Below are 26,502 nucleotides of genomic sequence, written 5' to 3'. Positions count from 1 at the left end.
CGCGGCGAGGTGTTTTATCCCATTGCCGCATTCAAGAAGCTGAACGAGCAGCGCATCAAAGCGGGCGAGCCGGCATTCATCAATCCGCGCAATTCGGCCTCGGGATCGTTGCGGCAACTCGATCCCAAACTCACGGCCGAGCGGCCGTTGGACATGTTCGTCTACGGCCTGGGCCAGGTGGTGGGATTCGAGTTCGAGTCGCAGTGGCAGGCGTTGCAGATGTTCAAAAAATGGGGTTTCAAAGTCAATGATCTGCCCAAGCTCTGCCGCGGCGTCGAGGAAGTGTTGCAGCACTATCGCTACATCGGACAACTGCGGCCGACGTTGCCATATGAGATCGACGGCTCGGTGATCAAAGTGAATTCGTTCGCCTTGCAGCGCGCTGCCGGCATGCGCACGCGCAGTCCGCGCTGGGCCGTGGCTTACAAATACGAGGCCCAGCAGGAAAGCACGCAGATTCTCAACATTGAAGTGCAAGTGGGGCGCACGGGCACAATTACGCCGGTGGCGATCATGCAGCCCATCAAAGTCGGCGGTGTCACCGTGAGCCGCGCCACGCTGCACAATGAAGACGAGATCGAGCGTCTCGATGTGAGAATCAAGGATTGGGTGATTATTCAGCGCGCGGGCGATGTCATTCCCGAAGTCGTGAAAGTCATCAAGGAAAAACGCCCCAAGAACGCCAAGAAATTCAAATTTCCAACCAAGTGCCCGGTATGCGGCGAGCCGGTGATCCGATTGGAAGGCGAGGTGGCGCATCGTTGCCAAAATATTAGTTGTCCCGCGCAGTTGAAAGAAGGCATTCGCCATTTTGCCTCGAAGCTGGCGATGAACATCGACGGTTTGGGCGAGAAGTTGATCGATCAAATGGTTGATAAAGGGCTTGTGAAAAGCTGTGCAGATTTGTATTTTCTCAAGCCGCAACAACTCGCCGAGTTGGAGCGCATGGCGGAAAAGTCGGCGCAGAACATCATCGCGGCCATCGACAAGAGCCGCGAGGTGGCGCTTGATCGTTTTATTTATGCGCTCGGCATCCGCCACGTGGGTGAACACATGGCCCGCGTGTTGGCAAAAGAATTCGGTTCTTTGGAAACCTTGCAGCAAGCGGACGCAGAACGTTTGCAGCAGATTCACGAAGTCGGCCCGCAGGTGGCAGAAAGCGTTTCGAGTTTTTTTAAAGAAAAGAAGAATCTTGCCACGATTCAGCGTTTGCAAAAAGGCGGCGTGAAGATTCGCGCCAGCGCCAAGCCCAAGCAGGCGGATCCCAATTTTGCCGGCAAGACGTTTGTGTTCACCGGCGCGCTGGAAAAATTCACGCGCGACGAGGCGGAACGCATGGTGGATGAGCGCGGCGGCCGGGCCTCGGGCTCGGTGAGCAAGAAAACCGATTACGTCGTGGCCGGGCCGGGCGCCGGGTCAAAGCTCGACAAAGCGCGCGAGTTGAGAGTGAAAGTCATTTCAGAAGATGATTTTTTGAAAATGGTTGGATGATCGGTTAACAAGCGGGGTGGCAAGTGGAGCAAGACGGCCCGTGGAAAGAGGCATTGGAAGATTTGTTCGAAGACTTTGTGGCGTTCTTCTTTCCGCAGGTTCATCGCGATATTGATTTCACCAAAGGTTATGAGTTCCTTGACAGCGAGTTGCAGCAAATCATCACCGGCAGTGCGACAGGCAAGCGCATCGTTGACAAACTGGTGAAGGTCTACCTGGTTGACGGCTCCGAAAAATGGCTGTTGATTCACATCGAGATTCAAGGCTATGAGCAAACGGAATTTCCGGAGCGCATGTTCGTTTACAACTATCGCATCTTCGACAAGTTTCAGCAGGAAGTGGTCAGTCTGGCGCTGCTGACGGATGAGAATCCTAAGTTTCGTCCGGATCAGTATCATCGTTTGCGCTGGGGATTCGAATTGTTGTGCCGTTATCCTCTGGTGAAAGTAATTGACTATCGTGAACGCTGGGTTGAGCTGGAAACAAGCTCGCAGCCATTTGCCATGGTTGTTATGGCTTTTTTGAAAACTCTGGACACGGCAGGAAACGTTAAAGAACGATACACCTGAAAAAAGCGTTTCTTGCTGGAGCTTTACGAGCGCGGCATGAGCCGGGAGACACTGCTCAAAATTTACAGATTTGTCGACTGGATCATGCGATTACCAGAGGAGATGGACATGGAAATTACTGAAGAAATCAAAAGCAGAGAGGAGAATAGGGCAATGTCTTATATCACGACGGCTGAACAGATCGGCTTGAAAAAAGGTCTTGAACAAGGTCTCGAACAAGGCCTTGAGCGAGGTTTATCCCAGGGCATCGCTGCCATTGTCGATCTCAAATTTGGCGAGGCCGGCCAGTATCTCAGCGCCCGCGCGCATCAAATCAAGGAAGCCCGGAAGCTGGAACAGCTTCTTGAAAAGCTGAAGCGCGTACAGACTTTATCCGAAGCGGAGAAGCTAGTTGATGAGTTGCAAGCGGCAACCTGCTGAAGCATTGCAGGGACGAAGTGAAGAATACCTGAAAGTTTTCGAGGAACGCAGTTGCTTACATCACAACTTTATCTGATGGAAAGGAGAGTCCCATGTCTGAAAACCGTGGATTTTTGAAAGGCTTGCTGGCCGGCGGACTGATCGGCGCGGCATTTGCGTTGTTGTATGCTCCCAAAACGGGCCGCGAGACGCGTGAAGACCTCAAACGTAAGTCGCGCGAATTGTATGACGAGGCCGACACCTATTTGGGCGATGTGAAAGAGCGCGCCGCCAAAGTGGTTGAAGACGGCAAGCATCAGGCCGAGCTTTTGCGCCAGCAAGCGGACGCCAAATTACGTGAAGCCCGCGCCAAAGCGGATCAACTGATTTCGCTCGGCAAACAAAAAGCCGGCAATTTGTCGGATGAAGCGGAGCATCGGCTGGCGGATGTCAAAGCCCAGGCGCAAAGCATCATCGATGAGGGCAAGAAGCGCTTCGGACGCAAGGATAAAGCCGGCGATGTGAACCCCGCCGACGAACAATCGTTGAGCTGACTTTTTTCGCGATCATATCATCAAAGGTGAGGAGTGCATGGAATTGATCATGGCCATCAGCGTTGCCATCATTGCCTTGTGCATGATCGGCATCGCGCTGGCGGCGACGTCTCTATTGTTGCGCGCTCGCAAGCTCGTGGCGGAATTGGAAAAGCTGGCAGAAACGGTGCGCATGCACTTGCCACCTTTGATGCATGATGTCACGCAAATCAGCTCGGATGTGCGCAGCATTGTGCGAAACGTCGAGCGCGAAATACCCAAATTGCAGGATACCGTCAGTTCGATTCGCGATACCGCGCGTGAAGTGCATCAACTCGAGCAGATGATCCGTCTGCGCGTGCAGCGGCCGTTGCTCGAAGTATCCGGGTTGATCGGCAGTGTGCTGGGCGGCGTTTACAAGCTCGGCAGCAAGTTTATTCGACGTAAGAAATAGGACCATTACTTTTCAAGGACAGAAAGATGCAATCTTCGGAGTTGGATCGCCGGTTGCAGATCGTGCGTGAAATCGCGGTCGCAGCCGGCGAAGTCGCGTTGCAGTTTTACGATGAAAAAATTCAAATCGAATGGAAGTCGGCGGGGAATCCGGTAACCGCCGCTGATCACGCGGCCAATGAAACGATATTGGCGCAACTGCATCAGCATTTCAGCGGCGAAGCAGTGTTATCGGAAGAATCGCAAGACGACATGAGCCGTCTCGGCAAGGATTTGGTCTGGGTCGTCGATCCGCTTGACGGGACGAAAGAGTTCATCAAGCGCAACGGCGAATTTTCCGTGATGATCGGCCTGGTGGAAAACGGGCGCGCCACGCTCGGCGTGGTTAGCCAGCCGGCGGCGGCAAAGGTTTATTTTGGCGCGGCCGGTTTGGGCGCATGGTTCGCGGCTGCAAACGGCATGCATACGTTGCGTGTTTCCGATCTGCGTGAGCCGGCGCGTTTGCGCATGGTGGCAAGCCGTTCGCATTTCGATGCGCGCGTCGATCGCGTGCGCAAGCGCCTCGGCATCCATGAAATTCGCCACTCGGGCAGCGTCGGCCTGAAATGCGCCCTGATTGCCGCGGGCGAATGTGAAGTCTACATTCATCCCAGTTCGAAAGTCAATATGTGGGATAGCTGCGGGCCGGCGGCGATTCTGACGGCGGCGGGCGGCGTGATGACGGATTTGCGCGGCGAGCCTTTGAATTACACCGCCGTGGAAGTCAGGCATCGCCAGGGGCTGGTGGCAACCCACGGCCGTTTGCACGAACAAGTGATTCAGGCAATTCGCGATGAACATGTTACTGCCGAATAAAACGGCTGGCGCGCCGCATGTGATGGCCGCGGTGAACGACTTGTTTCTGCGCAGCAAGATCACCGCGGTGGCGCAGGCGGCAAAAGTCGACCTCAACGTCTTTGGCGATTTTAACCGTTTGCGGGCGCAGCTTTCTGACACGCCGGCGTTGGTGTTAATCAATCTTGGCGAGCTTTCACCGCAGGACGTTCCGCTTTTAGCGGAATTGCTGCAAGCTGGCCATCGTGTGATTGGATTCCTGAGTCATGTCGAAGTCGATCTGGCGCGGGTTGTGCGTGCGACTGGTTGCGAGGTGATGCCGCGGTCACAGTTTTTCGAGCGCTTACCGGAAATATTACTGGAGCATGCAAACGCCGGAGCGGGGCATTAAACGAGACCCGAAAACATTTCGGCTCTGTGAATACCCTCGATCTTAACGTAGGCTGAGCTTGTCGAAGCCGAGCTTGTCGAAGCCGAGCTTGTCGAAGCCGAGCTTGTCGAAGCCGAGCTTGTCGAAAACCTGCACTCGCTTCGGCAGCCTTCACTTCAGTGGTTTTCATATAGCCCGATTGCAAGCAGACCTCGGATAACCTGCCTTTCTCATCCTGCATTTGAAATTAGCCAAGAGAAACGTTCTTGCACCGTTTTTTGCCATGGATGAACCGGTCGCGATTCCCGCGTGGCGGTTTCACCCTTTTTCTCATACCTGAAATTTTTGTGCTACGCCAACGAATATGCCTGTTTTGGGTGACGCTCGCCCTGGCGCACGCCGGGTTTGGCCTCGAATTTTGCCTGGCGCAGGATGATTATCGCATCAAGGAATTCAAACTGGAAGGCGTTGAGCAGGTTTCGCAAGCCGAATTGCGCGAAGCATTGGCAACCAAAAGCCTTTCGTGGGTCAATCAATTGGCGCCCTGGAAAGACGCGCCGTTGTTCAATAGTTATGAATTTCAACTGGATCTCCTGCGCATTCCCAAGTTCTATCGCCTGCAAGGGTTTTATCGCGCGCGCGTCATCGACCACAAGCTTGACGTTGACGACGGCAAGCAGGAAATTCGTGTGCGCGTCACGATCGAAGAAAACGAACCGTTACGCCTGGCGCAAATTTCATTCGTGCCGGCGGATTCCAACAATTTGACCCACCTGTGGCCTGATCTTCACAAGGCGCTCGACCTTGAAGTCGGCGATATCGCCGCTGACGGCGCAATCAGCCGCAACCGTCTTGCCCTGTTCAATCGTTTCGCTGATCAAGGCTATCCCTTTGCCGAAATAACGCCGCAACTTCATCCCGCTGTGGATAATCTGACGGCAAAGCTGATTTTTAAAATCAATCCCCAAAAGTGGTGTACATTCGGCAAAATTGAAATTCAGGGCCAACATTATTATCCCTCGCGCGTAATCCGTAAGGAACTTTCATTCAAAGAAGGCGAACGCTTTAACCAGAGCAAATTGCTGGAATCGCAACAGCGCATTTATTTATTGGAACTGTTTCAGTCCGTGCAAATTCGCGGCGTGCCGGTTGACGAGCAGAGCAGCGCTGTGCCCATCGAAGTTCGGGTGAGAGAAGCGCCTCGTTACACGCTCAAATTGGGCGGGGGATTTGGCACGGAAGATCGCTTTCGTACAACCGTCAACTGGCAACGGCGGAATTTTTTGGGTGATGCGCGACGCATGCAAGTGGAAGCCAAATATTCCGATCTTGAACCGGGACGTTTTCAAATCACGCTGTTTCAACCGCACATCCCCGATGCCAAAACGTCTCTGCAATTCAGCCCCTATTATCAGCGTCAAGTCGAAAAATCGAGGGATGAAGCAGGCGAGCGGCGCGTCGTTTTTGACTTGCGGCGCGCGGGCGCCGAGGCCTTAATGCGCCGTCGTCTCGGACGTTTCAGCAGCGGTTATGTCCGTTATCGTCCTGAGCGAGTCGAAATTGCAGCCATGAATGATTCAACCAACGGCATCCGGCGCACGGGACGCTCGACGCTCACCCTGGGTATGTCGGGCAATACCAGTGAGCCGTTGTTTTCTCCACGCCGGGGTTATTTTCGTTCGCTCGAAGTGAATTGGGGGAATTTGTTTTTAAAGGATAAGCCGTATTGGCGCGCGACCGCGGAATACCGCACCTACACCCGCCTCTCGCAGCCCGTGATTTTGGCAACGCGCATGCGCATCGGCAGTTTGTTTTTGCCGCCGGAAATCACCGAGGCCGAAGTGCCGGACGAGCTTTATTATGCCGGCGGCAGCACGTCCGTGCGCGGTTGGCGCCGGCTTCGCTTGGGGCCGATCGACAACAATGATGTACCGAGCGGCGGGCGCAGCATATTGGAGGGGAACCTCGAGTTGCGGCTGCCTTTGTGGAAGACTCTGGGCATGGTTCTCTTCACCGACGCCGGTAACGTTTGGCGTTCCAGCGCCACGTTTCCTTTGGATGATCTGCATTATGCCGCAGGCTGGGGTTTGCGGTTGGATACGCCCATCGGGCCGGGGCGAATCGATTTCGCGTGGAAGCTCAACCGGCAAGTAGAAGCGGAGAAACGCTTTGAATTTCATTTGAGCATCGGGCAGGCATTTTGAATAAACGAAGCGCCGGAAATCTTTACGCACGCCGTCCGTGCTGAGAAGAACGTGCAAAGGCCAGCCTTGAAATCAAGTGTTTGAAAGCCGGCCTTTGTTGGATTTATTCGCGCAGGAGAACGCGAGTTGTAATAGTTTTACACGGCTATCCGGTACTCGCCTCTCCCACCTGAATTTGGCGGCGCAGATCAGCCCTCCATGTAAGTATATCCCTCAAAGCCGTTACGATACATTTCAAGCACGTGGCGCGATTCGTGTATCGAGCATTTGCCCTCGCGCACTGCGCGCTCGACGCTTTCGCGAAAGCGGTTGACGAGATCGTCCTTCTTCTGCTGCACATAACCCAGCACCTCGGCCACCGTGTCGCCGTATTCGACATGCTCGATTTTGTAAGTATGCTCGTCGCCGTCGAGCGTCACGTGTACGGCATTGTTGTCGCCGAACAGATTGTGCAAATCGCCGAGAATCTCCTGATAAGCGCCGACGAGAAAGATGCCGATGAGATACTCTTCACTTTCATGCAGCGGATGCAGCGGCAACACATCTTTAACGTCGCGCAAATCAATGAAGCGATCGATGCAGCCGTCGGAATCGCAGGTGATGTCGGCCAGCACGGCGGATTGCGTTGGATTTTCATGCAGGCGGTGAATCGGCATGATCGGGAAAACCTGATCGATCGCCCAGGCATCGGGCAGCGATTGAAACAGCGAGAAATTGCAAAAGTAAATATCCGCCAGAGCTTTGTCCAATCCCTCCAATTCATCCGGAATATAGTCCCAATCCTTGGCCAGGCGCTGAATCTTGTGATTGGCCGCGCGATAAACCGCTTCGGCGTAGGCGCGCCAGTGCAGATTGAGATAACCGAGATTGAACATGTTTAAGATCTGCTCGCGCGCATGTTGAATGTCGTGATAGGCTTCCTGATAATTTTTCCGGCTCAGGCTTTGATAGGAATCCCACAACTCGACCACCAGCGGCGGGGCGTCAACCGGTTTTTGCGGTTCGATCGGCTGTGACGCAATCGCGCCCAACACGTTGAATACCAACACAGAATGATGCGCCGTGATGGCGCGTCCGGATTCGCTTACAATGATGGGATGCGGTACGTTGGCCTCGTCGCACGTCGTCATGATTTGATAGACGACGTCGTTGGCATATTCCTGCAACGAGTAATTGGCGGAGGCGGAGAAATTCGTGCGCGAGCCGTCATAATCCACCGCCAGGCCGCCGCCGACATCGAAATACGTCAACGCCGCGCCAAGCTTTTTGATTTCGACGTAATAGCGGCCGGCTTCGCGCAGCGCGTCTTTGATATTTCGAATGGCGGTGATTTGGCTCCCGAGATGATAGTGCAGCAACTGCAAACAATCGAGCATGTTTTGGGATTTGAGCTTGTCCACCGTCTGCAAAATTTCCACCGGCCCTAATCCGAATTTTGAGCGATCGCCGCCTGAGGCTTCCCAGCGGCCCGCGCCTTTGGTGGAAAGCCGGATGCGCAGCCCGATGGCCGGCTTCACGTTCATGCGCTCCGCGATTTTGATGATCAAATCAACTTCATTGAACTTTTCCACGACGAGCACAACATTCTTGCCCACTTTGCGCGCCAACAAGCCCAGCTCGATGAACTCCTCGTCTTTGTAGCCGTTGCACACGATCAACGCCTCGGGATCATCGATCAATGCCATGGTCGTCAATAATTCTGGTTTCGAGCCGGCTTCCAGGCCGTAATGAAACGGCCGCCCTGCGTCCACGATGGTGGAGACGACGTGTTTCTGCTGGTTGACTTTGATGGGATAGACGCCGCGATAAACCGATTGATACTTGTATTCTTCGATGGCATTTTGAAAGCTTGTACACAGGTCGCGCACACGCGTGCGCAGAACATCGGAGAAGCGCACCAACAGCGGCAGTTGGATGCCGCGTTGTTGAATCTCGTCAACCAGGATTTTGAGATCGATCGCGCGTCCCGTGTCGCCGTTGGGATGCACTACCACGTGGCCGTTTTCATTCACGGCAAAAAAATTTGCGCCCCATTGCGCGATGTTGTATGCTTCGATGGAATCTTGAATTTTCCAGACCGACACGTTGCCCTCATGATGGTTTAAGTTAGATGTATTTGCTGACGAATTTCAGATAACCCTGCCGCCCGCCTTCTTTTGTCCAAAACTGCACGGATTTGTGAATACGTTTAAGACAAGCAATGATTTCATCCAGTGTATTGTTCGGCGACGCAATTTTTTCGCCCTCCTGGGTTTCAAACGTGTTGCGCCCCAAACGCCAGTCACACATGTTTTTGGCTGCCTGCACGACCAGATTCGCACGATCGGAGAGATTGGTGTAAGGCTGATAGCGTTTTGCCGCTTCCGCTACATATTGGCGCGTCAATGCCTGAACGGCATCGGCGATATCATAATCCGTCAACTCCGGATGGTCACGATACACGCTCACGATCGCAAACTCAATGTTTTGCAATACATCTTGATATTTTTCTTCGAATCGCATGACCAAGCTCCTCAGCCAAAATATTTGCTCAATCCACTGCGCGCAGTTGAAGGGAATTTTGCAACCGGCGCGGAGTCTACAAAAGTTATTTTTGATTATCAAGCCTCAATGTGTTTACGGACAAAATTTTTGGCAAAAATCGAACGGCCTCTAAAAATTTGCCGCCGGCATGAAGTTGAGAAAACTCTTGCGGTTCTAGGTGTTGCGCCTTATGTTTTGTCGGCGCTTGCGCCATGAGAATCCGGTAGCCTTTTCAGAAAAGATGAGCGGCGCGACTAGCAGCCGATTTATTGCAATATTCTATTAGAATCTTATGAGATTCTCTCCCGATTCTCGCAAATACAAGTTAGGCTTTGCATTATCGAATATGAGGAAATTGCATGAGCGCGTTGACTGTCATTATCCCCGCATCCCCTTCCAGCCAATTCAATGAAACATTACAACAGTTCTCGGTCGCCGATTCTGTAAAAAAGATTCTGTTGCTGCACGGCGGTGGAGAGATTCCGGACCACGCTAAATGTGAAGGGCTGCGTGTGACCGGATGGCATTCCGGCAAGACGCTGAACGCGGTGTTCAAGAGTATCAAAACACCGTATGCGCTATTGGTTTTGCCTGCGGCTGAGATTCAACTTGGCCAGCGTGCTTTGGAAAGACTTTTGACAGCAGCGGAGAGCACCCGCGCTGGGATGGTGTACGCGGATTTTTTTGAGATCAAAAATGGCGAACGCAGTGAACACCCGGTGAACGACTACCAAATCGGCAGCGTGCGCGACAATTTCGATTTTGGCAGCGTGTTGCTTTTCAACATGGCGGCGGTGCGCGCCAGTTTAAAAAAATACGGCGCCATTGCCAGCGTCGAATTCGCCGGGCTGTATGATTTACGCTTGAAACTCTCGCTGCAGCACGAGCTGTTTCACATTCAGGAATTTCTTTACACGAAAACTGAGGCCGATGTCCGTTTGAGCGGCGAGAAGCATTTTGATTACGTCGATCCGCGCAACCGCGCCGTGCAAGTGGAGATGGAGAAAGTTGCGACACAGCATCTCAAGCGTCTCGGCGCTTATCTGCCGCCGCGCTTCAAGAAAGTTCCCAAGCCTTTGCATGATTTTCCGGTGACGGCGAGTGTCATCATTCCCGTGCGCAACCGCGCGCGCACTATTGCCGACGCTGTTCTCAGCGCGCTCAATCAACAGACGGATTTTTCCTTTAACGTCATTGTCGTCGACAATCACTCCACCGACGGCACGACGGAGAAATTGCAAGAACTCTCGGCGCAGCATTCAACTCTGATACATATCATTCCGCAGCGCCATGATCTTGGCATCGGCGGCTGCTGGAATGAAGCAGTCGCCTCTGAGCATTGCGGCAGATATTCCGTGCAGCTCGATTCCGACGACATCTACAGCGGGCCGGACACGCTGCAAAAAATTGTCAATGAATTTCGCAGCGGGAATTACGCCATGGTCATTGGCTCGTACCGGCTGGTGAATATGAATCTCGAAGAAATTCCGCCCGGCCTGATCGATCACCGCGAATGGACACCGGCCAACGGCCGCAACAACGCGCTACGCATCAACGGCCTGGGCGCGCCGCGCGCCTTTGACACCGCCTTGCTGCGTGAAGCCGGCCTTCCCAATGTGAGCTACGGCGAGGATTATGCCGTGGCCCTGCGGCTATCGCGAGAGTATCAAATCGGCCGCATTTACGATTGCGTTTATCTTTGCCGGCGCTGGGAGGGCAACACTGATGCAGCGTTGCCTATCGACAAGATCAATCGCAATGATTATTACAAAGACAAGATCCGCACCATGGAAATACTGGCGCGGCAACAAAGCGCTCGCTCGCGCAGGTAGCCGGCGCTTTGCAGAAGCCCAGATGAGTCCGAATCTTTCGCGGTAGCATCTTTTGCAGGAGAGTCATTTTGCAGTCCAGCCGATTTTTCGCCTATTACGATCCTTCACAAAATCCGCCTTCGCTGTCACAGTTGGCGCTGGATTTACTCGAACAGCAAAAAGCTGCGTGGCCGCAGCTTGCCGAGGGTTATCGCGCCCTCGACTCCGTGCGCGTGCGCGAGCTGCACGCTGAAGGTTTTGTCGTGCGCTTGCAGTTTAATCCGCAACGCGCGATCAGCAGCGGCGCTAGAGTCGATGCTCAATCCATTCAAGCGCGGCCGTGCTTTCTCTGTGAAAAAAATCTGCCCGGCCAGCAAAAGGGCGTCGGCTATCGCGATGACTATCTCGTGTTGTGCAACCCGGCCCCGATCTTCGCACAGCATTATACCATTGCGCATGTGCAGCATCGGCCGCAAGCCATCGACGGAAGTATTGAAATCCTATTGAACCTGGCGCGGGAGTTCAGTCCGCAGTTCAGCGTGTTTTATAACGGCCCGCGCTGCGGTGCTTCGGCGCCTGATCATTTGCACTTTCAAGCGTGTCCCTCGCACGTCATTCCTGTGGAAACACAAATCCTCGAATCGGGACGCAACGTGCTGGCAAAAAACTTGCCTGGTGTCACGCTGCACACAAGCCAGGAATTGGGACGGGAAATCCTGCTGCTCACCGGCGGTGACGAAAGCGCGATGATGGCGGCGCTGGCGCGTACGATCAACGCCATGAACCACGTCATGGGCGGCAATGACGAACCGATGATGAATATCATCTGCACATTTCGCGACCGCCTTTACCGGGCGATCATCTTTCCACGGCGCAAGCATCGCCCGGAGGTTTATTTTCAAGAAGGTGATGACAGAATTCTGGTCAGCCCGGCCTCGGTTGACATGGGCGGATTGATCATCACGCCAATCGAAAAGGATTTTGTGCGCCTCGATGCAGAACAGATTGCGAACATTTATCGCGAAGTATCCATCACTTCCGAAATCACCCAACAAATTATCGAGTCGCTATGATCACTTCAGAACCGCACATCAAAGTCGGCATCCTCACGCGGCGCCGCGAAGTCCGCGGCCGTTTCAACGGAGAATTTCAAATCAGCGGAAGTCTGCCGGTTGCCGGCGCCTGGCATGCGCGCGTGGAAAATGACGCCATCGTACTCGCGAATGAAGCGGGAGAGGAACTGCTGCGCGCACCGGAAATATATGCCCTCCATCTTCAATCCTCCATCTTCGTGCTGCATGAGGTCACCATCGGCATCGACTTTCACTGGGAACGAAAAGAAGCGCAGACATTTCAGGGCGATTTGCGGCTGGTGTTGGACAAAGACGGCACGCTGACCGCCCTCAACGAGATTTCCGTTGAAGATTATCTGGCGAGTGTGATCTCCTCGGAGATGAGCGCCACTGCGCCCGTGGAGTTGCTGAAAGCGCATGCCATCACCTCGCGGAGCTGGCTGGTGGCGATGCTGGAGCGCGAAAAGAAAGAACAGCAACGCGGACGGCCTAGCCAGCGCACGCTCGAAAAACCAGGCGAGCTGATTCGCTGGTACGATCGCGAAGATCACGATCGGTTCGACGTCTGCGCCGACGATCATTGCCAGCGCTATCAAGGCGTGACTAAAATTATCTCAGCCGCTGCGGCGGAAGCGGTACGCGCCACGCGCGGCGTTTTTCTTGTTTATAATAATGAAATCTGTGATGCGCGCTTCTCCAAAGCCTGCGGCGGTTTGAGCGAGAATTTCGAAAACGCCTGGGAAGACACGCCCATTGCGTACTTGTCCTGCGTTTCGGATGCGAGGCAGGAACATGCGCCGCTGCGCACCGAAGCAGAAGCCGAGGCCTGGATCTTGTCCAATCCCGAAGCCTTTTGCAACACCACCGACGGCAAAATTCTCCAGCAAGTTTTGCCTTCTTTCGATCAAGAGACAACGGACTTCTTTCGCTGGACCGTGACTTATAATCGCGAGGAGCTGGAAGAAATTCTGCGAGCGAAATCCGGAATAGATTTCGGCAGTCTGCAAAACCTTGTGCCCGTGCAACGCGGACCCTCGGGAAGAATTATCAAATTGAAAATCATTGGCACGAAGAAGACCTTGATCGTGGGAAAGGAATTGGAAATCCGGCGCTGGCTTTCCCAAAGTCATCTTTACAGTTCTGCATTCGTCGTGCGGACTGCAGGAGGCACAGCTGGCCTCCCAACCCATTTCACGCTGCATGGCGCGGGCTGGGGGCACGGCGTCGGGTTTTGCCAGATCGGCGCGGCGATCATGGCGACCAAAGGCTACAAAGCGGAAGAAATTGTCCGGCATTATTTCCGCGGCGCAGAACTCAAAACACTTTATTGAAAAGTACCAAAGCAAAGGAGAGCGGCATGAACAGTTATCGATTTCTTGCAAGAAAGGCGATCCGTTGTTTGTCTGCGCTTTTCGTGATGATTGCTGTCAATGCTTTCGCGCAAGAGGCCAAAACCACTGCCGAAGCAACGCCGGCAAAATGGACGCCCGCAGCCTCGATTCAGTACAAGCGCCTGACCGGTGCGACGCTTTCGCCTGACGGTAAGTGGATCGCCTACACCGTTTCCGAGCCCTTGATGGAAGGCGAGAAAAGCGAATTCCGCACACATATCTTTCTCGCGAGTGCGGATGGTAAAATCGATTTTCAATTCACGCAGGGCGACAAATCCTGCGCCAATCCGCAATGGTCGCCGGACGGCGCCTGGCTGGCGTTTCTTTCCTCGCGCGGCGGAGACAAAAACAATATCTGGCTCATTCGTCCGTACGGCGGCGAAGCCGAGAAGCTCACAGACGCCAAAAGCGGCGTGAACAGTTTTACCTGGTCGCCGGATGCGAAGCGCATCGCTTACACGATGAGCGATCCGCTTTCAGAGCAGGAGGAGAAGGATAATAAAGAAAAGCGCGACGCAATCGTCGTCGATGAAAATTTCAAATTCTCCCATCTCTATGCTGTTCCAGTCGAGAAGAATGCCGAAGGCAAGAGGCCGGCGCAGCGCTTGACTGTGGGCGAATTTCATGTCACGAGCTTTGATTGGTCGCCGGACGGTAAATGGCTGGCGTTTTCTCATCAAGCCACGCCGCGGGTGAATGATTGGCCGACGACCGTCCTCTCGCTTGTTCCTTCTGATAGCGGGGCGATCAAACCGCTTTTTGCGAAACCGTTTGCCACCAACCCCAATTTTTCGCCGGACGGCAAATGGATTGCGTTCTCACATGACGGCGGCGATACGCGCTGGGCGCAGCGGCGCGACATTTATATCATCCCCGCCAACGGCGGCGAGGCGCGCAAAGCCGGAGAAACGCATGACGATCAATCCGTGATTCAAGGCTGGTCAGCGGATGGCAAGGAAATTTTTTACACGGAAACCGAGCGAACCTCGCCGCGCGTGTTTGCGATGGCCGTGAATGGCGGCAAAACGCGGCCGCTCACCACCGGCAGTGGTTTCTTTGGCGGCGTGTCTTTCAGCAAAGATACGAAGACCATGGCTGTGATTCATCAAACGCCGGAGCAGGCGCCGCAGGTAATTCTCTCGCCGACGCAAAAATTTACTCCTGCAAAAATCACCAATGTCAATCGTGATTTCCCGGCATTGCCCATGGGCCGCACGGAAGTGATCACATGGAAATCCAAAGATGGGAAAGAGATCGAGGGGATGTTGACCTATCCGGTCAGTTATTCCGCGAGCCGGAAATATCCTTTGATTTTGAACATTCACGGCGGGCCGGCAGGCGTTTTCACAGAATCGTTCACCGCCGCTTCGTCGATCTATCCGATTCAAGCGTTGGCCGCGGCTGACTACATTGTGCTGCGGCCGAATCCGCGCGGCAGCAGCGGTTACGGCGTGGATTTTCGCCGCGCCAACATCAACGATTGGGGTTTCGGCGATTATGATGACAACATGGCGGGTGTTGATCTTTTGATCGAGAAAGGCGTGGTGCATCCTGATAGCCTGGGCGTGTGCGGCTGGAGTTATGGCGGCTACATGACGTCGTTCATCATCACGCGCACGAAGCGTTTCAAAGCCGCCTCCGTCGGTGCGGGCGTGACCAATCTCATGAGCTTCACCGGCACGGCGGACATCCCGGCTTTTCTGCCGGATTACTTTAACGGCCAGCCGTGGGATAATTTAGACGTCTACCAAAAGCATTCTGCCATGTTTAATGTGAAAGGCGTGTCAACGCCGACATTGATTTTGCACGGCGAGAAAGATTTGCGCGTGCCGCTGTCGCAGGGACAGGAGTTTTACAACGCGCTTAAACAGCAAGACTGCCCGGTGCAGATGGTGGTTTATCCGCGCACGCCGCACGGCCCGCAAGAGCCGAAGTTCATTCTCGACATCGGCAACCGCCTGCTCGATTGGTTCGAGCAGCATATTCGCCGGAAAAACGGCGGGCAGAAGACTTCATGAGTTGCTCGAGGTGACAAAAATCGAGGATAGAAGACTGAAGATGGAAAGCGTCAGATTTTCCACGTTCCAAGCTTCTATCCTCGAATCTCAATCATCGATTCTCAACTCTGTTCCTTCAGCGGTCTTCCGGCATTTTGCAACACGCATCAAGCTCGGCATAAGCCGTTGAATCACGCTTGACATTGTTGGCATCATACCCCGCCATGGCGATGGCATTTTCCAATGCCGCCAAATCAGCTTCCATCGCATCATAACTCACCGACGCGATTTTTGCATCCAAATCAACTTTTGCTGATTTTACTCCTTCCAATTCTTTTAATGCGCTTTCGATATTGGCCTGACAACTGCCGCATTGCACTGTTGGCACGTTGATTTTGGCCTCCGAGGTGCGCACCGGCTCTGCATTGCCGGCGGCCTGGCTTTGTTCAGATTCGCTGCAAGCCGTGAGTGCAAAACCAAGTGCGAGCGCGAGGAAAAGGCGTTTTACCATGACAGACTCCTTTTGGTATTGAATCAAAAGTGGTTGATTGAAAACTCTTATACGCAAAGCGGTGACCGATAGTCAAAGTTTCTGGTTGCGCAAGCGCAGCGCGTTCACGATTACCGAAACCGAGCTGAAGCTCATCGCCGCGCCGGCAATGATGGGGCTGAGCAACAATCCAAAGAACGGATAGAGCACGCCTGCGGCAATCGGAATGCCGAGGGAATTGTAGACAAATGCGAAGAAGAGATTTTGGCGGATGTTGCGCATCATCGCGCGGCTGAGATGTACAGCGCTGGCGAGGCCGCGCAGATCGCCTTTGACCAGCGTGATGCCCGCGCTTTCCATTGCCACATCCGTGCCCGTGCCCATCGCGATGCCGACATGCGCCGCGGCCAATGCCGGCGCGTCATTGATGCCGTCGCCTGCCATCGCCACAATGCGGCCCTGCTGCCGCAGTTGCTGAACGCGCTCGTGTTTGTGCTGTGGCTCCACGCCCGCATCTACTTCATCGATGCCGAGATTCTTCGCCACGGCCTCTGCTGTGCGTTGATTATCGCCGGTGAGCATGATGATTTTCAAGCCGAGCCGGTGCAATTCTGCAATGGCCTCGGGCGTTGAAGCTTTGATCGGATCGGCAATTGCGAGCAAGCCCGCGGCTTCGCCGTTGATTGCGACGAATACCACCGTATTGCCCTCGTATTGCAGTTGCGCTGCGCGTGCTTCGAGTGCCGCGAGTCCGCTCATGCCGCGCTGCTGCAAAAAAGCAAGCTTGCCAAGCGTGATTTCGCTGCCGTTGAATTTGCCGATCACGCCGCCGCCGGTGACCGAGGCGAAATCCGTTATTGCTTGTGGCTTCACGCCCCGTGCTTTTGCGCCTTGCACAATGGCGGCCGCCAGCGGATGCTCGCTGTTCTGTTCGAGGGACGCGGCCGCGGAAAGTAATTCACGCTCATCAAATCCCTCTACGACAGAAACGGCAACGAGACGCGGCCTGCCTTCGGTGAGCGTGCCGGTTTTGTCAACAACCAGCGTATCGACCTTCTCCATGATTTCGATGGCTTCGGCGTTGCGAATGAGCACCCCGGATTGCGCACCGCGGCCCACGCCGACCATCACCGACATCGGCGTGGCCAAACCCAAAGCACAGGGACATGCAATAATCAACACCGCAACGGCGTTGACAATGGCATGAGCCAGACGCGGTTCCGGGCCGAAGAAATACCACAGCAATGCAGTGATTACGGCAATGGCGACGACGGCGGGAACAAAATAGCCGGAAACTTTGTCGGCCAGCCCTTGAATCGGCGCGCGGCTGCGTTGCGCTTGCGCGACCATAGCGACGATTTGCGCCAGCAAAGTGTCACTGCCCACGCGCTGCGCCTGCATCACAAAGCTGCCGGTGCCATTGACCGTGCCACCGGTGACTTTGTCGCCGGCATTCTTTGCCACGGGAATCGGCTCGCCAGTGATCATTGATTCGTCCACGCTGCTGCGGCCTTCGAGCACGACACCATCAACCGGAATCTTTTCGCCCGGCCGCACGCGCAAGCGATCGCCTACCTGCACTGTTGCCAGCGGCACTTCGCGTTCATCGCCGTCCTGGATGAGATGCGCGGTCGGTGGCGTCAAATTGAGCAGGCTGCGAATGGCGTTGCCGGTACGGCTGCGCGCACGCAGTTCGAGCACTTGTCCGAGCAACACCAGCACGACAATCACTGCCGCGGCTTCGAAATAAATGTCCACACCGCCATTGTGCCGCATGGAATGTGGAAACAGATTTGGCAACAACATCGCAACAGCGCTAAAGACATAAGCCGCGCCCACGCCGATCGCGATCAGCGTGAACATGTTAAGGTGCCGTGTCACGATCGAGCGCCAGCCGCGTTTGAAGAACGGCCAGCCCGCCCACAACACCACCGGTGTGCTGAGGATGAATTGCGCCCAACGTGAAATACTCGCTGGTACCACGTTCAGCGCGGGAATCATATGCGCCATCGCCAGCAGAAAAACCGGCAGCGTGAGCGCCGCGCCAATCCAAAACCGGCGCGTCATGTCGCGCAGCTCCGCGTTTTCTTCTTCTGTGCCGGCAGCCACAGTCTTTGGCTCCAGCGCCATGCCGCAGATGGGGCAGTTCCCTGGCTCGTCCTGCTCGATTTCCGGGTGCATGGGGCAAGTGTAAATCGTTTTGCCTGCTGGCTGCCAGGCCAGATTCTTTTCCAATGCCATGCCGCACTTCGGGCAATCGCCGGGTTGGTCGCTTGTGATGCCCTCACACATTGGGCAGAAGTATTTCGCAGCGGAAGTGGGCGTTGTTGATGAAGCACCGTCCTCCGCGCAGCACGCGTGCGCGGCCGGCGCCGGCGGGTGCTGGCCGTGTCTGGTGTGGTGCGAAGGCGCGAGCGTGACAGGCTGTTTTGCGACCGCGAGGGGCCGTTGCAGGGTGATGACTTGTGGTGCAGGCGGCGCCAGAAATTTCTGCCGGCAATGCTCGCAGCAGAAATAATAGGTCTGCCCGTCACGTTCGGCGCGCAGGCTCGTTGCCTCATCTACCGTCATGCCGCAAATGGGATCTTTGGCCATGATTCAACCTTCCTTTTGATACTGAGCCGCACCTGCAATCCGGGCAGTCGTTCCGGATACCGACACGGCAGGTTTGCGTGAGCTGCTTTCTTGTTGCCTGCATTTACACTCACACAGACGCGCAAAGTAGTATCGGGTTACACTTCTTCCGTTCTCTTGTCAAGTCTCGCTTTGCCGCAGAGACCGTCCTTTCCACAAGTAATAGATCACCGGATAAACCGTCAGCTCCAGCAGCAGCGAAGTGAACAAACCGCCGACCATGGGCGCGGCGATGCGCTTCATCACGTCGGCGCCGGTGCCGGCGCTCCACATGATGGGCAGCAGGCCGACGAACGTGGTGCCGACGGTCATCACTTTCGGGCGAATGCGGCGCACTGCGCCTTCGTAAATCGCTTCGCGCAAATCGCTCAAGGTTCGCATCAATCCCTTCTTCTTGGAATTTTCGAATGCGACGTCGAGATACAACAGCATCACCACGCCGGTCTCGGCATCCAAACCGGCGAGCGCGATGATGCCCACCCACACGGCAATGCTGAAATTGTAATCGAGCAGATAGAGCAGCCAGATCGCGCCGACCAGCGAGAACGGCACCGCCAGAAAGACGATTAGTGTTTTAGTTACCGAGCGCGTGCTGAGATAGATGATCACAAAGATGATGAGAATCGTTACTGGAATGACGAACATGAGGCGTTGCTCGGCGCGCTGCAAGTACTCGAATTGTCCGCTCCACACGATGTTGTATCCCGCCGGCAGCTTGACGTTTTCCGCCACGGCATTCCTGGCCCTCTTCACGTAGGTACCGACGTCGATGTCTTTGATATCGACATACACCCAAACATTGGGCCGCGTGTCCTCGGTGCGAATCACCATCGGGCCTTTGTTGACGCTGATGGTCGTGAGCTGTCCGAGTGGAATTTGTTGGCCGGTTGGCGTTGCCACCAGCACGCGCTTGAGCGCCTCAATATTGTCTCGCAACTCGCGGCTGTAGCGCAGATTTACCGGATAGCGTTCGAGGCCTTCGACTGTGGTTGTCACCGCCATTCCGCCCAGCGCGGATTGAATGGTGTTGTGAATATCTTCGACCGTCAAACCGTAGCGCGCGGCTTCGTCGCGGTTGGTGTGAAAATCGACGTAATTGCCGCCGACCGCGCGTTCCGCAAAAGCGGAAAGTGTATTCGGGACTTGCTTGACCACGGCCTCGACTTCCTTGCCGAGGGCTTCCAGTGTCGGCAAATCCGGGCCGGAAATCTTGACGCCCACCGGCGTCTTGATGCCGGTTGACAGCATGTCGACGCGATTCTTGATCGGCATGGTCCACACGTTCGACAAGCCGGGAATTTTCAGCGCGGCGTCCATTTCATCGATGAGTTTGTCCACCGTCATGCCTGGCCGCCACTCGTTTTCCGGCTTGAGCATAATGGTGGTTTCAATCATGTCGAGGCCCGCCGGGTCAGTGGCGGTTTCGGCGCGGCCGATTTTGCCGTAGACGTGATGCACTTCCGGGAACTGGCGAATGATCTTGTCGGTCTGCTGCAAAATCTCGCGCGCTTTGGTGACGCTGATGCCGGGCAAAGTCGTCGGCATGTAGAGCAAATCGCCTTCATAGAGCGGCGGCATGAACTCGTCACCGATCTTCGAGAACGGATAAACCGTTACGGCGAGAATGAGCAGCGCTGCGGCGAGCACGGATTTCCGCCAACGCAACACGAAGTGCAGCACGGGATCGTAGAGTTTGATCAAAAACCGGCTGAGGGGATTCTTTTCCTCCGGCCGGATGCGGCCGCGAATCAAAAAGCCCATCAAAATCGGTACGATGGTAATCGCGAGAAACGCGGAAGCCGCCATCGCATAGGTTTTGGTGAAAGCCAGTGGTTTGAAGAGCCGGCCCTCTTGTTGCTGCAAAGCGAAGACGGGCAAAAACGAAACTGTCATCACCATCAAAGAATAGAACAGCGAGGGCCCGACTTCTTTGGAGGCATCGGCAATAATCGCCCAATGCTCTTTCTTGCCGGCATCGTGTTCGAGATGCTTGTGCGCGTTTTCGATCATGATGATCGCGGCGTCCACCATCGCGCCGATGGCAATGGCAATGCCGCCGAGCGACATGATGTTGGCGTTGATGCCTTGATAGTACATGATCAGAAACGAAATCAGCACCGCCGTGGGCAGGGTGAAAATCGCGACAAAACCGCTGCGCAGATGCAGCAGAAAGATCAGGCAGACGATGCCGACAACAGTGATTTCTTCGATCAGACTTTCGCGCAAGTTGGCAATGGCACGGTTGATCAATGCCGAGCGATCATATACAATTTCAATCTTGACATCTTCCGGCAAACCGGCTTGCAGCACTTCCAGCTTCTTCTTTACGCCGTCGATGACTTTCAGCGCGTTTTCGCCGTAGCGCATGACGATGATGCCGCTTACCGCCTCGCCTTCGCCGTTGAGCTCGCCGATGCCGCGGCGCATTTCCGGGCCGATTTGCACGTCGGCCACGTCGCGCAAATACACCGGTGTGCCGCTCATCTTGTCCACCATCAGCGGAATCTTCTTGATGTCGTCCAGGGACTTGAGATAACCGAGGCCGCGAATCATGAACTCCGTCTCGCTCATTTCGATGGTCTCGCCGCCGACGTCGTGGTTGCTCTTGCGGATCGCCATCATCACCATGTCGAGCGGAATGTTGTAGGCGAGCAGGCGATTGGGATCGACGGTGACTTGGTATTGCTTGACGAAGCCGCCGATGCTGGCAACTTCGGATACACCCTCCACCGCGCTCAATTCATATTTCAAATACCAATCTTGAATCGAGCGCAATTCCGCGAGATCACGCTTGTTGGAGGTGAGAGCATATTGAAAAACCCAACCGACGCCGGTGGCATCCGGTCCGAGCGCGGGCACCACGCCTTTGGGCAGGCGATTCGCCGCGTAGTTGAGATATTCGAGCACGCGCGAACGCGCCCAGTAAATATCGGTGCCGTCCTCGAAAATCACATAAACCAGCGAATAGCCGAAGAAGGAGTAACCGCGCACGACGGTCGAGCGCGGCACCGAGACCATCGCCGTCGTCAACGGATACGTCACCTGATCTTCCACAATGCGCGGCGACTGGCCATCGAACTTGGTGTAGATGATGACCTGCACGTCGCTCAAATCGGGAATGGCATCCACCGGCGTGTTGAGCATGGCATAGATGCCGCCGATGATCGCAAAGACGGTGAGCAAGACGACGAGAAATTTATTGCGGATGGACCAGTCTATTATTTTAGGTAGCATAAAAAGCTCCGTTGTTGGTTGCTGGCTGCTTGTTGCTGATGTTGAATTGGCCAATGGTCAGCAACGAGCAACCAGCAACTTTCATTTCATCTCCACCAACCTCATCCCACACTTCGGGCAATCGCCGGGTGCGTCCATGATCACTTCCGGGTGCATTTCGCAGGTATACTTTTTCGCGCCGGTTTCTTGAGTTTTTCCCAGATCAGGAGTCGAATGGTCAATGGCTTTGCTCTCTTCTTGCAGCGGTGTTGTCATCGACTGCCCGCCATGACCCGCATGGCTGCTGGTAAATTGTGCAATGGCCGTGCGCAAGTTGCTTTCGGAGTCGATCAAGAATTGTGAAGACACCACGAGTTGCTCACCCTCGTGCAGGCCATCGAGAATTTGCATGTAGCCTTCGGCAACCAAACCGGCTTTCACTTCGCGCACGTCGAAATAACCGCCGTCGCGCGCCACGATGGCAACGAGCCGTTCGCCGCTGCGGATGATGGCCTGCTCGGGCACGGCAATCGTTTCTTCACTCAAGTCAGATTTCAAGCGCACCGTCGCGAACATTTCGGGGCGCAGTTGAATCTCGCCGGCCGGGTTGGCAAATTCCAAACGGACTTTGGCGGTACGGCTTTCCATCGCCAGCATTGGATAGATGTAGGTGACTTTGCCGGTGAAGGTTTTTCCAGGAACAAAGGAAAGCTCCATTTCAGCCCGTTCGCCGGTTTTGATCCACGGCAGCTCGTATTCATAAACATCTGCCATCACCCACACCTTCGCGAGATCGACAATTTTGAAGAGATCCATGCCGGGCATGACCGCCGCGCCTTGCACGACCATTTTCTCCATCACGATGCCGTCAGCGGGAGAGTAGAAAGTCAGTGTGCGCCGCGGTTTGCCGCTCTTTTCCAGTTCCGCAATTTGCGCCTCCGTGACATCCCACAACTCCAAACGCCGGCGCGCGCTCTCGATCAAACTCGATGAACCGGCCAGCGTTTCCTGCAATTCGCTGCCACTCACAGCATTTTGATAGCGCAAGGCGAGAAGATATTCTTCCTGCGTTGAAACCAAGTCCGGTGAATAGAGTTCGAGCAGGGGCTGACCCTTTCTCACGGGCTGGCCGGTGACATTCACATAAAGCTTTTCCACCCAGCCCATGATTTTCGTATTCACGGCGTAGAGCCTGGTTTCATCCACTTCGATCTTGCCGGCGGCGCGAATGGTTTTGGCGAGCCGGCGCTTTTGCACCGCCTCGGTTTTAACGCCAATGTTTTGCACGACAGTGGGATCGATTTTGATCGCGCTGCCGGGCTGCTCTTCCTCTTCGCCTTCATAAACCGGCACCATGTCCATGCCGCAATCCGGCGCTTTCGCGGGTTTCGGCGAAGTGAGCCAGGGGTGCATCGGATCTTTGTAGTAGAGAATTTTGCGGTCTTTTTTCTCCGCCGTTGCCGGTCCACCGGGGGCTGCCATTTGCTCGGCCTTTTTTTCACAGCTCAGCAGAAAAATCGTGAGCAACAAAAGACATAAGCCAAATGAGAGTATTCGGGATTGCATGTTCTACCTCTTTGCAAAAATACAAATTCCTTTGAGGTAGTCCCCGCCCCTTGTGGGCGGTTGTCGAGAAAGAAAAAGCTGTGTTATCGACAGTGCCCCACAAGGGGGCAGGACTACTTATTTGTTGATCAACTCGATACCAACGACAAACTCCAACTCGGCCAGCCGCGTGCCGAAATCCGCCAGCGCCTGATGCGCGGCGAGTTTCAGATCGCGCTGCGTGCGCTGGCTGTCGAGCAGCATGAGAAAATCCACTTTGTTGTTTTCGTAAGCGGCGCGGCTGGCCAGCAGCGATTGCTCAGCTTGCGGCACGACGGTGTTTTGGAAAATCCGCACGCTGCGTCCCGCCTGCTCGACTTTGTAAAAGGCGCTTTCTACTTCGGCGCGTATCATGTTGCGCATCGATTGCAGACTCGCGGTGGCCATTTGATAATTGGCATCAGCCTCCTGCACGCGCAATTTTTCTTTGCGCCAAAAATAGAGCGGAACGTTGAATGAAACCATCGCGTCCCAATTCTGCATCTCCGGCATTTTGCGATGCGTGTAGCTCAACATGAAATTGGGAAAATACTCGCGGCGCGCCAGCTGCCCGGAAAGCTGGTACATGTCCGCCATTGCTTGCATGTTTTTCAATTCGGGGCGATGGGCATACGCCGTTTGCACCAGCGAATCCAAATTAAAAGAAAAATGATGTGGATCGAGATGCTCGTGAATCAACGGCACGTGGCTATCGCGTGGACGATCCAGCAGCGCGTTGAGCATCGCCACCATTGAACTGCGTTCCTGCGCCAACATCAGGCTGTCGTTGAACATCATCGAATACTCGGTTTGCGCTTTGATGATGTCCGGTTGTGATCCCATGCCGGTGGCGTATTTGACATTGGCAATCGCGATGAATTGTTTCATCAGCTCGCGGTTTTCGCGGTTGATTTCGAGATCGTAGTCGAGGTGAAAGAGCATGAAATACGTTTTCTTCACTTCGGTGAGCACTTTCAGCGTCACGAACTCGTGGTCTGCCGCCGACATCTCCGCTTCGCGGCGAGCCATGCCGGACATCAAGCCGAGTTTGCCGGGAAATTCAAACATCTGGCTGATGATGAGGGCGCGTTCGTTTCTAAAAGCGTTGCGCAACGGATACGGCGCGTACATCACTTGCAAGCCGATCTGCGGATCTTCGAGCGTGCCGGCGGGCTTGATGCGCGCCTGCATCGCCTGCCATTTTTTCTGCGCCGCACGAATCTCGGGATTGCGCGCGCGCGCCTCACGGAGAAGGGCGGCAAGGCTGACGGTTCCGCCATGATCGCCTTGCGCCAACGCTGCCCCGCTCATTCCGAGACCAAGCAGCAGGCAGAAGGTGAATTTGAGAGAGACTTCAGTTTTCATGGTTCTATTTGGATGAGAGATTCTGTTTCGCGGCTGCATGGTTTTGCCCGGCAACGTGAAGCCGTTGCCCGGTTTTGCCAGCCGCCGGCGGAGGTTGAAGAGCGTACTTGAAAATCGTCCAGAGAATTTTGTAACCTGCCAGCACCACACCTTTCACCGTACCCGAGACTTTCGAGACGCCGATGCGCTTGCGATAACGCACCGGAATCTCCTGAACGCGCAGGCCGGCGCGGGCTGCTTTTATCTGCATTTCCACCGTCCAGCCGTAATTGCGATCCTGCATGTTGAGGCGTTCCAACGCCGGCAGGGTGATGGCGCGAAATGGCCCAAGGTCAGTGTAGTGCGCGCCGAAGAACAGTTTCATGAGCTTGCACGCCAGCCATCCGCCGAAACGTTGCTGCGGCGTCAATGAACCCCGCTCGCGTTGACCGAGAATGCGAGAACCAATGACCATGTCAGCCTCTTCTGCGATGATCGGCGCAATCAGCGCCGGAATTTCTTCGGGATAGTCGCTGTAATCGCCATCGAGAAAGACAATTAGTTCGGCACCGCGCTGCTGTGCAGACAGAACCCCGGTGTGACACGCGGCGCCATAGCCGGCCTGCGGCTCATCCACCACGTGTGCTCCTGCGGCCCGCGCCACCTCAGCGGTGCGATCGCTGGAATTGTTGTTGGCAACGATGATCTCGCTCACCGGCGGCCTTGGGATTGCAGCGACGACAAGGCCGATCGAGCGTTCTTCGTTGAATGCCGGGATGACGACGGAGATTTTCATATTTGCCTCTGAGAACGGCGCGGTTTGCCAATACCGATTCTATAAACAAACTCGTTTCTGGTTTTGGCAAAGCACGCACAGGCAGCACTCGTTTGGCCGAGTACGCGTGAATGTATGGAATTGACAGGGAATTAAATAAATCAAAGGCGGAGGTGAAGGCGGACTCCACCCTTGACAGTGTGTTCAAATGAGCAGGAGGGCGGACAATTTGTAGCGTTGGCTGGAGGTCAGCAAGGCATTACAGGCATAAAAATCTGGTGAGATATTTATGGAGCAATACTCCAAAGCGTCATCGTCAGTAAAGGTCTGCAGCGCAAGATCAAGCGCCGCGCGCAATGATTTGTGGCCGGGCGTAGGAATTTGAGCAACGTTGCTTGCTGGCGCTTCCGTTTCTTCCGTGCAACACAACAAGCGCCGCGGCGATTTGCTGGCGCAACAGGAGTTGGAGGCCGCGCCTTGTGTTTCAACTGGACAGCACGATGATGCGCTCGGCGCTGGGTTTGCGGGCATCAACGTTTGCAGCACACTCGCGGCAAGAAATGCGATGAAGATTTTTTTGAAATGACGCACGGCGGTTCGCTTACTCATAAATCTTTTATCATATAACGAGGAGCGGTTGCGTTTCATTAGGAATTATTCAAAATGAACACGCATGACTGTTGCAAAATCTATAAGTTTTGGAGTGAATTGCAAGAGATTTTGTCCTAAATTTAGTTGAAATTTTTCTGATGGCTCCTATCTTGAAGGCAGACAACCACATAATCAGGAGCCCTTGTGAAAAACAAGAAATCTG

Annotated in this window: 21 protein-coding genes; 12 read left to right on the top strand and 9 right to left on the bottom strand. The window is 54.7% G+C overall.

Translation table 11 applies throughout. The annotated features are described in order from the left end of the window. From ligA to FBQ85_05870, 8 genes are all read left to right on the top strand, one after another. Nucleotides 1-1,491 (top strand): NAD-dependent DNA ligase LigA (gene ligA, locus FBQ85_05905; GenBank protein MDL1874695.1); only part of this gene is annotated, 1,491 nt, incomplete at its 5' end. A 23-nt stretch (nt 1,492-1,514) separates the two neighbouring features. After that, on the top strand, nt 1,515-2,060 hold the full coding sequence (locus tag FBQ85_05900; GenBank protein MDL1874694.1) for a hypothetical protein: 546 nt from the start codon (nt 1,515-1,517) through the stop codon (nt 2,058-2,060). A 12-nt stretch (nt 2,061-2,072) separates the two neighbouring features. Further along, complete coding sequence (locus FBQ85_05895) at nt 2,073-2,480, top strand: hypothetical protein (protein MDL1874693.1); 408 nt, start codon at nt 2,073-2,075, stop codon at nt 2,478-2,480. Nucleotides 2,481-2,572: 92 nt separating this feature from the next. After that, nucleotides 2,573-3,013, top strand: coding sequence for a hypothetical protein (locus FBQ85_05890; GenBank protein ID MDL1874692.1), 441 nt, complete (start codon nt 2,573-2,575; stop codon nt 3,011-3,013). A 37-nt stretch (nt 3,014-3,050) separates the two neighbouring features. Then, nucleotides 3,051-3,446, top strand: coding sequence for a DUF948 domain-containing protein (locus tag FBQ85_05885; GenBank protein ID MDL1874691.1), 396 nt, complete (start codon nt 3,051-3,053; stop codon nt 3,444-3,446). A gap of 26 nt (nt 3,447-3,472) precedes the next feature. Further along, nucleotides 3,473-4,300: a 3'(2'),5'-bisphosphate nucleotidase CysQ gene (locus FBQ85_05880; GenBank protein MDL1874690.1), complete on the top strand. Its 828-nt coding sequence runs from the start codon at nt 3,473-3,475 to the stop codon at nt 4,298-4,300. Continuing rightward, entirely contained in the window at nt 4,278-4,670 is a 393-nt protein-coding gene (locus FBQ85_05875) for a hypothetical protein (protein ID MDL1874689.1), read from the top strand. The genes FBQ85_05880 and FBQ85_05875 overlap by 23 nt, the downstream gene beginning before the upstream one ends. 245 nt (nt 4,671-4,915) lie before the next feature. Further along, nucleotides 4,916-6,853 carry a hypothetical protein gene (locus FBQ85_05870; GenBank protein MDL1874688.1) on the top strand — a complete coding sequence of 646 codons (1,938 nt, stop codon included), beginning with the start codon at nt 4,916-4,918 and terminating at the stop codon, nt 6,851-6,853. A 188-nt stretch (nt 6,854-7,041) separates the two neighbouring features. On the opposite strand, the gene speA is transcribed toward FBQ85_05870, so the two are convergent. Further along, nucleotides 7,042-8,937 carry a biosynthetic arginine decarboxylase gene (gene speA, locus FBQ85_05865; GenBank protein MDL1874687.1) on the bottom strand — a complete coding sequence of 632 codons (1,896 nt, stop codon included), beginning with the start codon at nt 8,935-8,937 and terminating at the stop codon, nt 7,042-7,044. A gap of 22 nt (nt 8,938-8,959) precedes the next feature. Next, on the bottom strand, nt 8,960-9,355 hold the full coding sequence (locus FBQ85_05860; GenBank protein ID MDL1874686.1) for a hypothetical protein: 396 nt from the start codon (nt 9,353-9,355) through the stop codon (nt 8,960-8,962). A 380-nt stretch (nt 9,356-9,735) separates the two neighbouring features. On the opposite strand from FBQ85_05860, the gene FBQ85_05855 reads away from it, so the two are divergent. From FBQ85_05855 to FBQ85_05840, 4 genes are read left to right on the top strand one after another with little or no spacing between them, the layout of a single operon-like run. Further along, nucleotides 9,736-11,208, top strand: a complete 1,473-nt coding sequence (locus tag FBQ85_05855; protein ID MDL1874685.1) for a glycosyltransferase family 2 protein — start codon at nt 9,736-9,738, stop codon at nt 11,206-11,208. A 32-nt stretch (nt 11,209-11,240) separates the two neighbouring features. Next, nucleotides 11,241-12,260 (top strand): DUF4922 domain-containing protein, encoded by a 1,020-nt coding sequence (locus FBQ85_05850; GenBank protein MDL1874684.1) that lies wholly within the window; start codon nt 11,241-11,243, stop codon nt 12,258-12,260. Beyond that, nucleotides 12,257-13,591: a SpoIID/LytB domain-containing protein gene (locus tag FBQ85_05845; protein ID MDL1874683.1), complete on the top strand. Its 1,335-nt coding sequence runs from the start codon at nt 12,257-12,259 to the stop codon at nt 13,589-13,591. Before FBQ85_05850 ends, FBQ85_05845 begins: the two co-directional genes overlap by 4 nt. Nucleotides 13,592-13,617: 26 nt before the next feature. Beyond that, nucleotides 13,618-15,669 (top strand): S9 family peptidase, encoded by a 2,052-nt coding sequence (locus FBQ85_05840; protein MDL1874682.1) that lies wholly within the window; start codon nt 13,618-13,620, stop codon nt 15,667-15,669. Between the two features lie 115 nt (nt 15,670-15,784). Here FBQ85_05840 and FBQ85_05835 read toward each other — a convergent pair whose 3' ends face one another. The 7 genes from FBQ85_05835 to FBQ85_05805 all read right to left on the bottom strand — a co-directional run bounded on the left by FBQ85_05835 (nt 15,785) and on the right by FBQ85_05805 (nt 26,297). Next, nucleotides 15,785-16,159, bottom strand: coding sequence for a heavy-metal-associated domain-containing protein (locus tag FBQ85_05835; GenBank protein ID MDL1874681.1), 375 nt, complete (start codon nt 16,157-16,159; stop codon nt 15,785-15,787). 72 nt (nt 16,160-16,231) lie between these two features. Beyond that, entirely contained in the window at nt 16,232-18,733 is a 2,502-nt protein-coding gene (locus FBQ85_05830; GenBank protein MDL1874680.1) for a heavy metal translocating P-type ATPase, read from the bottom strand. Nucleotides 18,734-18,892: 159 nt separating this feature from the next. Then, entirely contained in the window at nt 18,893-22,006 is a 3,114-nt protein-coding gene (locus tag FBQ85_05825; protein MDL1874679.1) for an efflux RND transporter permease subunit, read from the bottom strand. An 81-nt stretch (nt 22,007-22,087) separates the two neighbouring features. Continuing rightward, complete coding sequence (locus FBQ85_05820) at nt 22,088-23,551, bottom strand: efflux RND transporter periplasmic adaptor subunit (protein MDL1874678.1); 1,464 nt, start codon at nt 23,549-23,551, stop codon at nt 22,088-22,090. A 117-nt stretch (nt 23,552-23,668) separates the two neighbouring features. Further along, nucleotides 23,669-24,973 (bottom strand): TolC family protein, encoded by a 1,305-nt coding sequence (locus tag FBQ85_05815; protein MDL1874677.1) that lies wholly within the window; start codon nt 24,971-24,973, stop codon nt 23,669-23,671. Then, on the bottom strand, nt 24,939-25,709 hold the full coding sequence (locus FBQ85_05810) for a glycosyltransferase family 2 protein (GenBank protein ID MDL1874676.1): 771 nt from the start codon (nt 25,707-25,709) through the stop codon (nt 24,939-24,941). The genes FBQ85_05815 and FBQ85_05810 overlap by 35 nt, the downstream gene beginning before the upstream one ends. Before the next feature lie 183 nt (nt 25,710-25,892). After that, nucleotides 25,893-26,297 (bottom strand): hypothetical protein, encoded by a 405-nt coding sequence (locus FBQ85_05805; GenBank protein ID MDL1874675.1) that lies wholly within the window; start codon nt 26,295-26,297, stop codon nt 25,893-25,895. Between the last annotated feature and the right edge of the window lie 205 nt (nt 26,298-26,502).

Source organism: Cytophagia bacterium CHB2 (assembly GCA_030263535.1).
In the GTDB taxonomy this organism is placed as follows: Bacteria; Zhuqueibacterota; Zhuqueibacteria; order Zhuqueibacterales; family Zhuqueibacteraceae; genus Coneutiohabitans.
This window is presented reverse-complemented; position numbering and strand designations above follow the sequence as displayed.